This window comes from Streptomyces sp. NPDC044064, assembly GCF_056434245.1.
On sequence record NZ_JBWKFN010000038.1, the window covers coordinates 87,466 to 102,103 of the forward strand.

Annotated in this window: 13 protein-coding genes and 1 pseudogene; 5 read left to right on the top strand and 9 right to left on the bottom strand. The window is 71.5% G+C overall.

All coding sequences use genetic code 11. The features are described 5' to 3' along the window. Window positions 1-26: 26 nt before the first annotated feature. A complete protein-coding gene (locus AC07DS_RS40660; RefSeq protein WP_479153792.1) occupies window positions 27-845 on the bottom strand; it encodes a TIGR02391 family protein in 819 nt (272 codons plus the stop codon). 221 nt (window positions 846-1,066) lie between these two features. On the opposite strand from AC07DS_RS40660, the gene AC07DS_RS40665 reads away from it, so the two are divergent. Together AC07DS_RS40665 and AC07DS_RS40670 are read left to right on the top strand one after the other, a co-directional pair. Then, entirely contained in the window at window positions 1,067-2,317 is a 1,251-nt protein-coding gene (locus tag AC07DS_RS40665; RefSeq protein ID WP_479153809.1) for a serine/threonine-protein kinase, read from the top strand. Further along, window positions 2,310-2,654: a hypothetical protein gene (locus AC07DS_RS40670; protein WP_479153793.1), complete on the top strand. Its 345-nt coding sequence runs from the start codon at window positions 2,310-2,312 to the stop codon at window positions 2,652-2,654. Before AC07DS_RS40665 ends, AC07DS_RS40670 begins: the two co-directional genes overlap by 8 nt. Before the next feature lie 130 nt (window positions 2,655-2,784). Here AC07DS_RS40670 and AC07DS_RS40675 read toward each other — a convergent pair whose 3' ends face one another. Beyond that, on the bottom strand, window positions 2,785-2,934 hold the full coding sequence (locus tag AC07DS_RS40675) for a hypothetical protein (protein ID WP_479153794.1): 150 nt from the start codon (window positions 2,932-2,934) through the stop codon (window positions 2,785-2,787). A gap of 520 nt (window positions 2,935-3,454) precedes the next feature. Here AC07DS_RS40675 and AC07DS_RS40680 point away from each other — a divergent pair. Further along, complete coding sequence (locus AC07DS_RS40680) at window positions 3,455-4,186, top strand: exo-alpha-sialidase (RefSeq protein ID WP_479153795.1); 732 nt, start codon at window positions 3,455-3,457, stop codon at window positions 4,184-4,186. Here AC07DS_RS40680 and AC07DS_RS40685 read toward each other — a convergent pair. Continuing rightward, window positions 4,174-4,680, bottom strand: a complete 507-nt coding sequence (locus AC07DS_RS40685) for a hypothetical protein (RefSeq protein ID WP_479153796.1) — start codon at window positions 4,678-4,680, stop codon at window positions 4,174-4,176. The two genes, AC07DS_RS40680 and AC07DS_RS40685, sit on opposite strands and share 13 nt — an antisense overlap. Window positions 4,681-4,938: 258 nt before the next feature. On the opposite strand from AC07DS_RS40685, the gene AC07DS_RS40690 reads away from it, so the two are divergent. Next, window positions 4,939-8,796: an nSTAND1 domain-containing NTPase gene (locus AC07DS_RS40690; RefSeq protein ID WP_479153797.1), complete on the top strand. Its 3,858-nt coding sequence runs from the start codon at window positions 4,939-4,941 to the stop codon at window positions 8,794-8,796. Between the two features lie 7 nt (window positions 8,797-8,803). Here the strand turns inward: AC07DS_RS40690 and AC07DS_RS40695 are convergent. The 4 genes and pseudogenes from AC07DS_RS40695 to AC07DS_RS40710 all read right to left on the bottom strand — a co-directional run. Beyond that, a pseudogene (locus AC07DS_RS40695) lies at window positions 8,804-9,049 on the bottom strand (dihydrodipicolinate synthase family protein); the annotation flags it as partial. A gap of 130 nt (window positions 9,050-9,179) precedes the next feature. Further along, on the bottom strand, window positions 9,180-9,764 hold the full coding sequence (locus AC07DS_RS40700) for a helix-turn-helix domain-containing protein (protein ID WP_479153798.1): 585 nt from the start codon (window positions 9,762-9,764) through the stop codon (window positions 9,180-9,182). A 31-nt stretch (window positions 9,765-9,795) separates the two neighbouring features. Continuing rightward, the gene (locus AC07DS_RS40705) at window positions 9,796-10,071 is read right to left on the bottom strand and encodes a hypothetical protein (protein WP_479153799.1); all 276 of its coding nucleotides are present in this window, start codon (window positions 10,069-10,071) and stop codon (window positions 9,796-9,798) included. A gap of 564 nt (window positions 10,072-10,635) precedes the next feature. Then, complete coding sequence (locus AC07DS_RS40710) at window positions 10,636-10,926, bottom strand: NlpC/P60 family protein (protein WP_479153800.1); 291 nt, start codon at window positions 10,924-10,926, stop codon at window positions 10,636-10,638. Between AC07DS_RS40710 and AC07DS_RS40715 the strand changes: the two genes are divergently transcribed. Further along, window positions 10,913-11,050 (top strand): hypothetical protein, encoded by a 138-nt coding sequence (locus AC07DS_RS40715; protein WP_479153801.1) that lies wholly within the window; start codon window positions 10,913-10,915, stop codon window positions 11,048-11,050. The genes AC07DS_RS40710 and AC07DS_RS40715 overlap by 14 nt on opposite strands. 52 nt (window positions 11,051-11,102) lie before the next feature. Here the strand turns inward: AC07DS_RS40715 and AC07DS_RS40720 are convergent, their stop codons facing one another. Next, window positions 11,103-13,748: a helicase associated domain-containing protein gene (locus AC07DS_RS40720; RefSeq protein ID WP_479153802.1), complete on the bottom strand. Its 2,646-nt coding sequence runs from the start codon at window positions 13,746-13,748 to the stop codon at window positions 11,103-11,105. Then, the gene (locus AC07DS_RS40725; RefSeq protein WP_479153803.1) at window positions 13,745-14,311 is read right to left on the bottom strand and encodes a hypothetical protein; all 567 of its coding nucleotides are present in this window, start codon (window positions 14,309-14,311) and stop codon (window positions 13,745-13,747) included. The genes AC07DS_RS40720 and AC07DS_RS40725 overlap by 4 nt, the downstream gene beginning before the upstream one ends. Window positions 14,312-14,638 lie beyond the last annotated feature (327 nt).

The window sequence follows — 14,638 nt, forward strand, 5'->3', positions numbered from 1 at the left end:
GCCCACGATCAGTGGGCCGTCGTCGGTCAGGGCTGCACGCGGGCTTGGTCGAGACGGCGGTGGACCATCGACAAGGTGGTCAGCAACTCCAGCAGCTCCTCGTCGGTGACGGGCCGCTTCAGCCGAGGATCGTGTGCCGTGGGATTGCGGTACATGCTGCCCACCCCCTTGATCAGCATCGCGAAGCCCTTCTGCTCACCGGTCTCGGTCGGCGTCGTGCCGGTGTTGATGGCCACCCGCGGTGTGCCGGTGGAGCCGGGCATGAGGACGGCGTCGATGAGCTGGGAGCCGTCGAGCTGCTCGCCGGTGAGTTGCCTGAGCCGGTCGAAGACGGACTTGGCGGCCTCCAGGCTGGCGTGGAAGGCGTTCTTCGCCAGGATCTCCCGGGTACAGTACGCAAGGACCTGCGGGTGTGTTCCCCGGCGGTGCAGCTCCGCCCGCAGGGAGTTGGCGTGCCGGGCCGCCTGGCCCAGGGTGCTCGCGGCCGGTCCGTTGGCCACCTTGCCTTGCTCGTTGACCCGCAGGCCGACGTGGACCAGGACCTCGTTGAGGTCGTCGCGGCGCCGGGAGAACACCTCGGGCTGCTGCGCGTAGCGCACGGGGGCCATCGCCTCGCTGATGAACCTGATCACGCAGTTCGACGCCTGGTCATGTGCCTGCCGGATCACCAGCGCACGGGCCAGCCGCTCGCGCTTGTTCGCCCCCTCGGCGTCCGCAACGCCTGTCTGGGCCAGCAGGTGACCGATCTCCCGGCCCGTGAGGCCGTCGTCGGTGGCGGCGAGCACGTCGGCAACTGCGGTGACCGTGGCGACAGACCAGAGCGGGTACTTGGTGGAGGTGCCCATGCCACGCCCTTCCTGGGCCTGCTCCGTGCGCAGGCCAGCCGACCATAATGGCATGTGCACGCGCTGCGGCGCTCGGGATTCACCAGCTTCGGCGCCAGTTGAGTGCTGCGCCGTGCTCACCCTTCGTACCGGAGACGGTGAAGTCGGCGGCGGGGGCTTGCTGGCGCGGGACGGTGGGTACGGCGCTTTCAGCCGTACGGAAGGGGGCCGTGGTGCAGAGGATGGAGCCGGGGCGGGTGCTCGGTGGGCGCTATCGGATCCAGAGCCAGGTGGGATCCGGCAGGTACAGGCGCGTGTGGACGGCATACGACGCGTTCCGGCACGTGGAGGTAACGGTCGAGGAAGTGGGGGAGGCGGATGCGGCGGGGACGGACCGGGTGGCGCGGTCCCTCCGCGCGGCTGCAAGAAGGCCGTCGGTCCATCCCAACGTCATCCTCGTGCATGACGTCGTGGAGGCAGACGGTGTGGTGTGGGCCATCGTGCCCTTTGTCGCCGGCCCGTCCCTCGCCGACCACCTGGCCGAGCGCGGCTGGATGTCCGTCGAGCCGGCGCGGGAGGTGGCGATGGAACTGCTTGCCGCGCTGGAAGCGATGCACGAGGCCGGGCTCGTCCACGGAGATGTACGGCCCGCCAACATCCGCTTAGACCAGTCCCATTGGGTCCTGCTTCCCGGAACAGGTGCACTGGCACGGGCGGACTCCGAGACCACCCGGGAGGGCGTGGAAAGCGTCGACGCGGCGGACTACATCGCCCCCGAGCTCCTGCACGGCAGACCCCGGCGACCGAGCAATGACCTGTTCTCGCTGGGGGCGACGCTCTACCACCTCGTCGCGGGGCACGCGCCCTTCCACCGGGACAGCGTCGTGGCAACCCTCTCGGCCGTGGCGCTGGACGAGCCGCCGCCACTGGGCGACATCGGTGGGCTCGAACGGCTCATCGAGGGGCTCCTGGTCAAGGACCCCGAGAGGCGGCTGACGGTGGCCGGGGCATGGCGGATGCTCGGAGAGGTCGGAGGGGCCAGACCTGAGCCGTACGCGGATGCCGACACCACCGGGACCGGATCAGCCGCCACCGTGGTGTCGGGCAGGGCGACAGCCGGCTACGCCGTCGGCGCGGCCGGGTGGGGGCTCGCGGCGGTCCTCGCGGTGGCACTGGCCTTGACGCGGGCTCACGTCAGCGCAGCCGACGTCTCGGCCTTCTTCATGCCCCTGCTGCCTTGGGCGGTTCTCGTCGTCGGGGTCTGCATCCTTGCTGTACAAGCGCGCGCGGCCCTCGCGCGGCGGAACTCACCCGAGGTTCCCTTATGGCGGGGGTGCGTGCGGTTGCTTGCGCCACCCGCGCCGTGGACCGGCGAGGAGCGGGAGCGGCGTCGTGCTGCCGCCGAACGGGCCGTGGACGAGGCACTGCTGACGGTCGACCGGCGGGTGGCGGCTGCATCGCCGGGCGGGGGCAGGGGGACGAGTGATGTCTGACCAGGAGACACCGCCCGTCGAGGTGTCCGCCTCGATGGTGCCGTCCTTTCCCGCGGCCGACGAGGCGCGCAAGTGGCAGGAGATCGACCCGGACCACCTCGCGTGGCGGCGGGACCTCGTCGAGCGCCAGCTGCGCCGTGAGCGCCTCGACCAGTGGGCGGGGTACGGGTTCCGGCTGCTTGGGCACGCGATCGTGGTGGGGTTCGGTGTGGCCTTCGTCTGGCTGGGGTTCTACGCCGTGGACCACAAGGCGTCGATGCAGGTCGTGCCCATGATCGGCGGCGGGATCGCCGCGCTCGCGGGTGCCGTGCTCGCGGTGCGCAACCGAAAGGAGTGACGGCTCGGCCGTCCTGGTCCACCCGCGGGCTGCCGCCCCCGGCCAGGGCGGGCGGAATCGGGATGCTGTCTCGGGCCGGGGGGTGCTGGGGGCCGGGACTCGTACGTGACGTTGAGCCCCGGCGGTCTGGTCAGCGGTGCTGGTGGTGGTCGAGGGCTCGGCGGCCGAGGTCGTAGAGCATGCCGAGTCCGGTGAGCGCGACGCAGGGCCACACGTAGACGGGCTGGACGTTGCCGGTGGCGAAGGCGTAGAGGAGTCCCGTGGCGCCGGCGGCGGTCACCGTGCTGCGGGTGTGCGACGTGGCCGTCTGGATGCAGCACAGGACCGAACACCGCAACTGCCCCTGATCACGCCTCCCATTCGACTCCCAGTTCGACGAGTGCGGTGTCCCGGAGTGGTGTTTTTGGTCTAAGGGTGGGTGTTCTGGCGTGGGGTGATCAGTTTGGTGTGTGGCTGTGGCCGGTTCGTACTGGTGTCTCAGCGGCCCTATCGATCATGGGTGTTGGTCCTGGGGTGGGGTTGTGATCTGCTGGTTTGTCAGGTAGCTGGCCGTGGTGATCGGGTCGTGTCATCTGTGCTGTGCGTGGTGTGTTTTCGGTGATCGTTGGTATGCGGCGGTGCTTGGGGGAGCCGCCCGGTTTTGGGGTCGGGGCGGCCGGCGGGCTTGGGTCTGGGACGGGCCGGTGTTCGGTGCCGCTGGGGGCTGGGTTCGTCTCGTGACCTGGTGGGGCAGCGGTTCGTTATGTCGAGGTGACGCGGCGTGGGCCTGGTGCGCGTACGGCGGGCTGGCGACGGTAGTGGTGAAACGCCCGTCCTGGCGCTGGTACGCGACCGGCCCCGGCCATGCGATCGCCCTCACCCGGGGCCTGCACACCGGCCGCCTCCTGATCGCCGCGAACCACTCGGCGGCGCCACCACTCGGCGGCGCCACCACTCGGCGGCGCCACCCGCCCGGCTTCCGTGACACGGGTCGGGAACCGAAGTACTACGGCGGCCACGTCCTTTGCAGCGACGGCGGCGGCTGTACTTGGGACCTTGGCTTCGTGGACGCCACCTACGACGGCGTGACCAACACCAACGATGCGACGGCGGCCCAACTCCTTGACGGCGGGCTGTACTTCAACGCCCGTGACCAGAACGGCAGGGTGCCCGGCAACCGGCTGGACGCCTACTCGCGCGACGGTGGCCGAACCCTTGACCGGCCCTACGCCGTCCAGCCCGCACTGAACGACGTACCGGTGGTCGAGGGTTCGGTCCTCCAGCTCCGGGGCACGGACGTTCCCCTGCTTGTTCTCCGCACCGTCCGTGCCCGCGGCCCGCCGCGCCATGGCCCTGTGGACCAGCCGGGACGGCGGCCTACCTTCACTGGCCCGCTGAAGCTCTCGGACCGGCCGGCCGGCTGCTTTGACCTCGTCCAGCTGGACCGCCCCGCGCTGGGCGTCCTCTACGAGACCGGCGGCACCCGCCCCTGCGACAGGATCGAGTTCCGCGGGCTCACGTCCTGGTGGACCGGGCGCTCCTACTCGTGGTAGTCGTACGCCTTCGCCCAGATGGAGTGCTTCGGGCCAAAGAGCTGCAGGCGCATGTAGTACGCGTTGCCCGGGGCGGCGTTGTAGAGGTCCAGGCGCCGCTGGGCCCCGTCGTGGCAGTAGTCCCAGCCGCTGGTCGCCATGACCTTCTTGTCCTTGGTCCGTACGATGGCCGCCCTCAGCTTCGCGCCGTCGTGACCCCAGCAGCCGAAGTTCACGGCCAGGTGGCGCCGGTCCGGGATGAAGTCACTCGTGGGCCAGTAGCGGGTGGCCGAGTGGGTCTTCGGCCCCCAGATCAGGTGCCAGCCCGCCCGCTGCGGGGTGGCGTGGGAGGCCGAGCCCACGGTGGCCGGCGCGGCGTGCGCTGCGGGCCGCGCGGGCTGGGCGGGCTGGGCGGGCTGGGCGTCGGCGGGGGTGGCGCCGGCGGCCAGGCCGGCGCCCATGAGAAGGGCGGCTACGGCGAGCGTCGCCCGGTTGCGTACGGTCGTGGATGACATGCGTGTCCTTTCGGTCGCGGCGCCCGTCCCCGGCGGGGCGGACGCACCAAACAGTGGCGTTCGAAGGAACAGGCCTGCTCAGAGGGCCTGTCCGGCTCGAACACCACCGAGTTTTCGCGGCCTGCAGGTTGTTGCGCAGGTCCCCTGGGCCGCATGAAACAAAAACGGATCGCCCCGTGGGGGGCGCGGCTCCGGCGGCCGATTACCGCGTTGTGCACAGGTCCGGCGTTTGCTTGGGTGGCTGGGCAGACGCAGTGCATGACGGGGGAGCTGATGGGGCGCCAGGAGACGCCGCTCGATCCGGGCCGGGGTCCGGTGGAGCTCTTCGCCTTCGAACTGCGCAAGCTGCGCCAGGAGGCCGGTGGCGTCACCTACCGGACCATGGCCCGCGGCTGCGGCTACTCGGTCTCGACCCTGTCCCGCGCCGCCGCCGGCGAACAGCTGCCCTCGCTGCCGGTGGCCCTCGCCTACGTGGCCGCGTGCGGCGGCGACACCGAGGAGTGGGAGCGGCGCTGGCAGGCCGCCGCCGAGGAGAGCGCCCGCACGGCCACCGACGAGGACGACACCGACGCGCCCTACCAGGGACTCGCCCGGTTCGAACCGTCCGACAGCGCACGCTTCTTCGGCCGGGAGCGGCTGGCCGCCGAGGTGCTGGACCTGATGCGGGACCGCCGGCTGGGCGCCGTGTTCGGCCCCTCCGGCAGCGGCAAGTCCTCCCTGCTGCGCGCCGGGCTCATCCCCGCCCTGCGTGAGGAGCCCGACCCCCGGCTGCGCCCGGCCGCCGTCCGCATCCTCACCCCGGGCCCGCACCCGGCCCGCACCCACGCCACGGCGTTCACGGCCGCGGCCGCCCCGGGTGACACGGTCGTCGTGGTCGACCAGTTCGAGGAGGTCTTCACCCTCTGCGCCGACCCCGCCGAACGGACGGCGTTCATCGACCTGGTGCTGACCGCGCCGGACCCCGGGTCGGGGATCCGCGTGGTGCTTGCCGTACGGGCCGACTTCTACGGCCGCTGCGCCGACCACGACGGCCTCGCCCGCGCTCTCGGCACGGCCGGCCTGCTGGTCGGCCCGATGAGCCCCGAGGAACTGCGCGCGGCGATCGTCAGACCGGCCATGGCGAGCGGCCTCATCGTCGAAGGGGCCCTGACCGCCCGGATCATCGAGGAGGTCGCCGGTGAACCCGGCGGGCTGCCGCTGATGTCCCACGCGCTGCTGGAGACCTGGCGCCGCCGCAAGGGCCGCACCCTGACCACGGCCGCCTACGACGCCAGCGGCGGCCTGCACGGAGCCGTCGCCCGCACCGCCGAGGACGTCCTCGGCGGCCTCACCGGCGACCAGGTGGACACCGCGCGCCGCATCCTGCTGCGGCTGATCACCCCCGGCGACGGCGCGCCGGACACCCGCCGGCCCGTCGCCCGGGCCGAACTCGCCGCCGACGGGCACGGAGCGGGCGCCGCCGTCCTGGAACGCCTCGTCCGGGCCCGGCTGCTCACCCTCGACGAGGACACCGTCGACCTCGCCCACGAGGCCCTCATCACCGGCTGGCCCCGGCTGCGCGCCTGGGTCGACGCCGACCGCGAGCAGCTGCGCACCCACCGCCGGCTCACCGAGGCCGCGGCCGCATGGGAGGCGCTGGACCGGGACCCGGGCGCGCTGTACCGGGGCACCCGGCTGGCCGCCGCCGAGGGGGCGTTCGCCGACCCCGGCCGGCGCCGGGCACTGAACGCCGCCGAGGCGGAGTTCCTCACCGCGAGCCTCCACGCCCGGGCCCGGGAACGCAGAGCCGCCGCCCGCACCACCCGGCGCCTGCGCGCGCTCGTCGCCGCGCTGACCGCACTTCTCCTCGTCGCCCTCGCGGCCGCGGGCGTGGCCGTGAAACAGCGGGCGTCGGCGAACAGCGAGCGGACCACGGCGGTGGCCCGGCAGATCACGGCGGAGGCGGACCGGTTACGGGGGACCGAGGTGCCCGCCCAGACCCAGGACGTGGCGCTGGCGGCGCTGCTGGACGTCACGTCGTACCGGATGCGCGGGAGCGCGCGGGCGTACACGAGCCTGGTGCAGGCGGCGAACTCGGCGCTGTTCAGGGACGTGCCGGAGCAGGGCCGGGTGAGCACTGGAGTGGTCTCCGGGCCCGGGGGCGGCCGGCGGCTGGCGTACGACAGGCGGCAGCGCGTCATGGCCGTCGTCGGCGAGGACGGGAACGTGCGGCTGTGGGACACCACCCGCTTCACGCACCCACGGCGCGTGGGCCGGACCCTGCCGGGCAGCGTGATCGGCATGACTCCCGACGGGCGGGTGCTGGCCGCAGGGGGCCCCGGCATCGGCGTACGGCTGTGGGACGTCTCCGATCCCGCGCACCCCGCGCCGCTCGGCTCCGTTCCGGCGCCCGACGACGGTTTCGACGTGTCGTCGCTGGCGTTCGGGAACGACGCTCACCTGCTCGCGGTCGGTACGGGCAGCATCGCCCTGTGGGACGTCACCGATCCCCGCAAGCCGGACCGGCTGGCCCGGTCCCTGCCCGGGGACCTGTCCGCGTTCAGCCCCGACCGCAAGGTCTTGGCCACCGCCGACACCCAAGGAGGCACGGTCCGTCTGTGGGACACCTCGCACCGGGGGAGCCCGCCCGCCCTCGGGGTGCTGCACATCCGCACGGACAACGAGACCATCCTTTCCTTCAGCCCCGACGGGCGGTATCTCGCCACGAACGGGGCGGGGACCGGCCAGGTGCCGCTGTGGGACGTCCACAGGCCGGACCGGCCCACCGCCTCCGGCTTCGTGCTCGGCACGTCCGACGCCACCGAGGCCCAGGCGGTGGCCTACAGCCCCGACGGCCGGATCGTCGCGGTCAGCGGGGACAACGGCGTCCAGCTCTGGAACATCGACGCCTTCGACCTGCCCACGCGACTGGGACAGGCGCTGGGGCAGCGCTCGTCGGCGGGCATCACACCGGTGTTCGCCCCCGACGGGCGCAGCCTGATCACCGAGGACGGGGTGCTGCGGATCTGGAGCCTGCCGCCGGGGGTGCTGCTCGGCTGCGGGACCGGCACCACCGGATTCTCCCCGGACGCGCGGACCATGGCGACGGCCTGCGCCGAGGGCGGGCCGGTGCGGCTGTGGGACATCACCGATCCCGGCGGCCCCCGGCCGCTGCCCGTCACGCTTCCCGGCACCGCCGGGCAGTTCGCCCCGCACGGGCACCTGCTCGCCGTCACCACGCCCGACGGCGGGATACGGATCTACGACGCGACCGACCCGGCACGGCCCCGCGCCCTCGGCAAGCTCGCCGCCGCCCGCGACCACAGCATGGTCCTCCCGGCCTTCACCCCGGACGAACGCGGCCTGGTCACCTACGAGGAGACGAGCAACCGCGCCCACGCCATCGGGTCGGGCATCGGGGACGGCGACGGCCGCATGCCCGGCTTCGAGCCCCTGGACGACGGGATCCGCATCCGTACCTGGGACCTGGGCGACCCCCGGCACCCCCGGGAGACGGGCCGGGCCGTCGTACCGGAGAGGAACGCCGGAGCCGGTCCGGTCGCCCGCGCCCCGGACGGTCGCGGGCTCGCGGTCGTGGACGAGGACCGGCGCATCCTGCTGTGGGACACCAGCGACCCGGAGCACCCGCGCCACCGCGGCCGGTCCTTCGTCGGCGACGTGCCGGCCTTCGCCCCGCACGGCCACACGCTGGCCATCGGCAGCGTGGACGGCACCGTACGCCTCTGGAACACCGCCGACCCGGCCCACCCCACCGCGCTGGGCGCCGCGCTCGACGCCGGCGGCTCCGTCACCGGCCTGGCGTTCGACCCCGCCGGGACCCGGCTGGCGGTGGGCACCGGCGACGGGCTGATCAAGCTGTACGACGTGACCGACCCGGCAAATGCCACGGCGGTCGGCAATCCGCTCGTGGGGCACACCGCCGAGACGGACAGCCTGGTCTTCGCCCCCGGCGGCCGGGCCCTCGCGAGCGGCGGCCTGGACGGCACCACCCGGCTGTGGACGCTGGACGCCGAACGGAACATCCGCCGCATCTGCGCGGTCACCGCGGACACCCTCACCCGTGCCCAGTGGCGCCGCCACGTAGGGGACCTGCCCTACCGCAGCCCCTGCCCCTGACGGCGGCCTACAGCAGCCCCGCCGCCGCGAGGAGCTTGGCGACCCGCTCGACCTCCTCACCGGACAGCGGGACCTGCGGTTCGGCGGTGACCAGGCAGCCGATGACGCCCCGCAGGTGCAGGGCCGCCTTGAAGGCGCCCAGGGCGAAGGAGCTGCCACCCATGCGGGACGGGTCGCCCGCGCCGGTGATGCCGAACAGGGCGCACAGCCGGTCCTGTTCGGCTCGCGCGCCCTCCCAGTCACCGGCCCTGCACTGGACGGTCGGGCAGGCATCGGTACGCGGCAAGGCCAAGTGGGCCCGTAGGCCGGTGGAGATCGGCAAACAGGTGTGCCCCCCGGCGGTAGGCCGGGGGGCACACGCTGTCAGGGGCCCGTGGGGGCCGTCATTCGTGGCCCTCCTGGATTCTGGTCAGTCGGCACCAGGTGAAGGTCCACGGCTCCAGCTCCTGGATGCCGCAGGCTTCGAGGAACGCGCGGTAGCGCTTGTAGGGCGGGATCGGCACACGGCCGTTGAGCATCTCGCCCACCGAGCTGCGGGTGAGGTGCGGATGGCGCCCCGCCAGTTCGCGCAGGGAGGGCTTGCCCGCCCAGATGTGCACTTCGCGCAGCGCGGGTACGAGTTGCGTCGCGTCCTGGATGAGCAGCGGGTCCGGCGCGCCGACGTCGATCGGGTCGCCGGTGGGCGGCCCGTAGCGGTAGGTCCGGTCTCGCGCGCGGTCGATGGCCCGCTTGACGCGCCCCTTGGACGGGGACACGAAGCGGCCGCCCTGGACTTCGTCGGGAGATGCCAGCGCGCGGACCAGTGCCAGCACCTGAGTCTGGTCAGGAGCGATGACCCCGATCTTGATCCCGGCCAGCATGGTGGCCGGGATGCCGGTCTTCTCGGCCAGCTCCGTCAGGTACAGGTCGGACTGCTCCATCAGGCTCGCGAGCTGCTGAGCCATCTGCCGAGTCACCAGCGCCGTCACGGCGGGGCTCCCGGCAAGTCGCTGGAGGTTGTTAGCGACGCCCACGGCGCGCCGCCCGGACGAGTTCGGAGGCTGCCTCCAGAACGAGGGCGCACAGGACTCCGATCGCGACTTCGACCGGGTGTGTCTGCCACAGGGCGACCAGCGCAGCCGTGGCACCGGTGAGCACTCCCAGCGTCGCGACGGACGGCCAGAAGCCGAAGCCGGGGGAGATGGCAGCGGAGCCCTGGACGCAGCCGGGGGTGGCCGGCGCGGGCAGCGCGTGACGACGCCAGCGGCGCCAGGTGTTGATGATCCAGCGAGTCATGTCGCCAGTTCCTTCCTTCGTCTCCGGGGGCGATGGGGGTGTCAGAGACCCCCACCTACGCGGCGTGTGTGCGCGATACCCGCAGCGTGAGGTACCGGCCGGTTCCGACGCAATGTCAGATCTGGCGAGCTCTGAGGGTGTTGAGCGGCCCGTCGACACGTGATGACCTTCGTCTCCTCCGATGCCGCGTCCGCGGGAGTGTCCGAAGAGCTGTCACAAGGAACTGGAGATGAGGCGGGGAAAAGCCTGTTCAGCGAGGTGCGGGCGCCCGATCGCGTCCAGTACCGTCCGAACATTAGCGCTGGAGGCCTGCTCCGCTGCTCAATGGATGGGAACGCCTCCGTCTCCGGGGGTGAACTCCCAGGTGAGCAGGGGGTCAGAGCCCCGCTCGCCATATGGCACCACGTGTGCCGATGAATGTCAGGCCTGCGTCATGCCGACGCGGGCCGCATTCGTTTCCAGACAGGTGCAGTACGGCCCTGCTCTGCACACGGCGCAGCCGCTCTACGCCTGTCCCAGGTGTGCGCGTCGTCCCAAGCCGGGCTTCTCAGGGGCGGGTGGCGCCTACGTAGTCGGATTCGGGCATGGCGCTGGTGAGCGGGGAGAGGGAGACCTCGCGTCCGGTGCGGGGGCCTGGAGGACATTGCCGTCACCCGCGTAGACGGCGACGTGGTAGATGGCGGCACCGTGGGCCCAGAACAGCAGGTCGCCGGGCTTGAGATTGCTGCGGGAGACCGGGTGGTCGGCGGCGGCGGTGCGGGGCAGCTTGACGTTGGGCCAGTACGCCTTCGACTGGAACCGCGACAGGCAGTCCTTCTTCCCAGCTGGAGGGCCTTGTCCCGTGCACCCGCTCACCCGCGATTGGGACGCGTTCTTCGAGCAGGTCAACGACGAGACCCTCGACCGCTTCGAAGAGGTCTTCAAGAGCTCACGGCGTGAACCAGCCGACAGCACGAAGCCCCGGGGGGTCGTCCTCTGACACCCCAGGGCGTCGTGCTCTCGAACCGTTCAAAAACCGGACGGCAGTGGTGTCACACCCACTCAACTCCCAGCCTCCGCAGTGCGTCCTGCTGGTCCTGGGTGAGTTTGTCGTGTCTCGCGCGAGTGTTGGAGATCCATACGCCCAGCTTGACGACCACCGGCTCCGTTTCGCCGTCGACCGCGATCTCTTCACTGTGGCCCCTTGGCACCGGGCGGTCGCCTTCCCGCTCCACCCACTGCGTGAGGGCCGCGAGTCCGCGTTGGAAGGCGGCCGAAGGCTTCCTGCCAGCCAATCTATGCCCCGTGGCCGTCGGGGCCGACACCGGCCGCTGTACGGCTGTGATGCCCAGTGCTGTCAGTCGCTGCTGCTGCTCGGGCGACAGCTGCGTCCAGGAATTGGCCTGCCGCTTCAGCCATCGTCCGAGGTCGTCGCCGTCCATGAGGACGCCGGGTGCGATGTCGGGGAGCCGGCCGCCCGGCTCGTCAGCGGCGAGGTCGGCGAGGATACGGTGGTGGCGTTGCCAGTCCAGTGGCCAGGGACACTTCCAGTCCTTGTCGATCGCGGTGAGCTGTTCGGCCCGGGTGGCGGCGGTCTTCGCGTCCTTCTTGCCGAGGCCGTGGGGGCGGCGGAGGTTGGCCATCAGCTGCCCGATCGCGACCGGCTGTCCATCGGGGTCGTCCCACACGGCGTCCTGTCGCGGCGCGAGGTGTCCGGTGGCGCGCCGGTACGACCGGAGCGTGGCGAGTTTGTTCTCCCAGGCTTCCTCGCCGGGCTCCCACACCATCCCGGCGTCGGGGGCGTCCAGCAGTTCTCTGCGGTGGGTGTCGAGTTCCCCGGCCCGTAGTGCCTTGCGCTGCTGGTGCACCCATCTCCCCAGCGGGAACGCCTTCGTCACCCCGACCTCGGTCTCCACGTCATACGGCACGGCATACAACCCACCGATCTTGTTCTGGGCCCGCCACCTCAGGAGGGCCTGGTAGCCCTCGAGCCAGACCAGTGACTGCGGTCGGTAGACGCGGGTGCGCAGGAACGCGGCGATGGTGGCCGGGTCGCGAGGGCTGGAGAACTGCAGCAGCTCCGACTCCGCCCTCTCCGCCTCCCGCCCCTCCTGCTGACCGGCGCCGGCGATGATGCGCCCGTCCTCGTCCCGCCGGACGTGTACCTTCCGCATCCCTCGTGTCAGCGCCCGGCTGGCGAGCTGCTCCGTGAGGTGCTCGGAGTGGGAGCGCAGCCCTTGGAGTACGGCGACGAGGGGGGCATAGGAGGCGCTGGCGATCATGTCGGTGGGATCTTCGCCGGGCTGGAGGAAGACGGGCACGATGATCCGGGCGGTCTTGGTGGTGCCGTCGAGGTTGGGGCGCAGCGCCCGGCCGATGTTCTGCACGATCTCGACCTGTGAGCCGCGGGTGTCGGCGAAGCAGACGGCCTCCACACCTCGCTCGCCGCGCACGTCGACCCCCTCCCCGAGCACACGACAACTGGCGAGGAACGCCCGGTGCACCCGCCGGCCCGAGGCGTCGATGCCATTGGCGAACTGGCGCAGGACCTCGCGGCGTTCGGTGACGAGGTGGTCCCCGCACAGCCACGCCGACCACACCCGGTCCGCGGGAACGTGCCGACCGGCGGCCTCGACGTCCCCGGGCTCAGCACCGAGAGGAGACGGCGGCCTGGCGGCAGCTTCGCCCAGGGCATGGGCGCTGACTTCGTCCGCATACAGGTCCGCAGCCGTCCGAGGCAGATGGACCGCGAAGGCCTCGGCCTCCTCGACCCTGCTGTGGAAGGTCATCATCGTCTTGATGTTGCGGGCGCCGGCGTGTTCCAGGAGAGCGGCCTGCAGCAGCGCGAGCCGCCGGCCACGCCGCGCCGCCTCGGACAGGCCGACGGAGTAATCGGGGTCCTCGATCTCCAGGACGTCGATCTCGAACGCGGCGAGGACGCCCCGCTCGATGGCCTCCGAGAGCCCGAACTCGGCGAGCCACGGCCCGAAAGTCCGGGAGTCCCGGCTCATCGAACAGAGCTCCAGCTCGCGTCCGTCCTTCCCGCGCTGCGGCCTAGGTGATGCCAGGATCCGCGGGGTAGCGGTCAGATAGAGCCGGAAGTCCGCGGGGATCCGCTGGTTATCGTGGATCGCCGCCCACGACCGACCAAGATCACCAGTAGTGCCATGGGCCTCATCGATGATCGCGAGGTCGAACGGGGCCATCTGCTGTCCGTACAGCCGCTCCCCGCCCGCCAGAGCAGCCTCCAGCGGCCCGCGCATCTTCCCCCGGCCCACAGGGTCGTCGAAGTCCTCCCGGTCCACCAAAGAGGCGTACGTAGCGAAGACAACGACCGGCCCGCGGCCGGCCCACAAGGCAAGCTGGATCGGGTTCGTGGTGGTGCGCACGCCCAGCGAGTCAAGCACCGGGTCGTTCTCCAGCGAGCACACCGCCACCATCGCAGCCCGATGACCCACCGACCGCCACGCCTGCACGGTCTGCACGAGCAGGTCCAGGGTCGGCACCGTCACGAGGACCCGGCCTTCGGGGAAACACTCCAACGCGCACGCGGCCGCCGTGATCGTCTTCCCCGACCCGGTAGCGGACACAATCGTGCCCCGCGCCCCCTGCGCCGGTACAGAAGACCTTGCCGGGAATCCCACCCAATTCTGAAAAGCCGATTTCTGACGTACCTGGTGTTCTCGAAGCTGAATCAAAAGAGTTCTCCAGGCTCAGGAAGGACTTGGCCGACGGAAGCGATGCGGTATCCGGTGCGCTGGAAGAGGCCGCCGTCTTTGCCGTGGACTGCCCAAGCCCGCTCGGCCGCGTTGCCGGGAGACGCGGCCATCAGATGGACGACGGGAGCCGGTACGACCGGGCGCGGCCGACCGGCCACGGGCCGCGCACCGACCCGGTAGACGCGATGCCGCGAAATCTCCAAAGCCGCGCGCCCGCACCGCTCGGCCTCGGCCACATCCGTCATCAACCGCTGCAACCGCTGCTCTTCACAGCGGACAGCACGCAAGTCACGGGAAGGCGCGTACGCGATCACCTGCTCCCTGTCCATCAGAGCGGCGATCCGCTCCCACTGAAGACGCCGCAACTCCGCGATGAACAGCTCACTCAAACGATGCGGCTCTGCAGGGCACACCCGTGCACGCCCGGCGCGTTCCTGCGCCAGGTACACCTGCACAGCCACCCGGTGACGATCGAGTCCGGCGGCTCTCGCGATCACCCCGAGCCGGGCAAGCTCATGCGGAAGATACTCATAGATCAACACACGCACGCCACTCCCTGAAGGGGGTCCCTCAATTACGCCAATGCTACATGCTGCATCACACCAAGATGCAGCCAAGCAACCTCCCCGAGAAGACGCCCCTCACAAGATGCCTTTCCGACCCTGATGGCCATCGCGCATCGCGGTACACAGCCCCGCATGGCACCGAACGTATCCAGTTCCTGCGGGCCGTGCGGCAACTCCACCGCGTCCGCTCCTTCTACACCGTGGGCGTTCTGCTGTGGCCGGGGGGGGGGGGGGGGGGGGGGGGGGGGGGGGGGGGGGGGGTGGGGGAGGGGGGGGGGGGGGGGCCTCCTCTCCCCTTTTTCC

Coding starts and splice junctions, on each gene's coding strand:
- AC07DS_RS40660 (WP_479153792.1), bottom strand. CDS start 845: ATGGGCACCTCCACCAAGTACCCGCTCTGGTCTGTCGCCACGGTCACC.
- AC07DS_RS40665 (WP_479153809.1), top strand. CDS start 1,067: ATGGAGCCGGGGCGGGTGCTCGGTGGGCGCTATCGGATCCAGAGCCAG.
- AC07DS_RS40670 (WP_479153793.1), top strand. CDS start 2,310: ATGTCTGACCAGGAGACACCGCCCGTCGAGGTGTCCGCCTCGATGGTG.
- AC07DS_RS40685 (WP_479153796.1), bottom strand. CDS start 4,680: ATGTCATCCACGACCGTACGCAACCGGGCGACGCTCGCCGTAGCCGCC.
- AC07DS_RS40690 (WP_479153797.1), top strand. CDS start 4,939: ATGACGGGGGAGCTGATGGGGCGCCAGGAGACGCCGCTCGATCCGGGC.
- AC07DS_RS40705 (WP_479153799.1), bottom strand. CDS start 10,071: ATGACTCGCTGGATCATCAACACCTGGCGCCGCTGGCGTCGTCACGCG.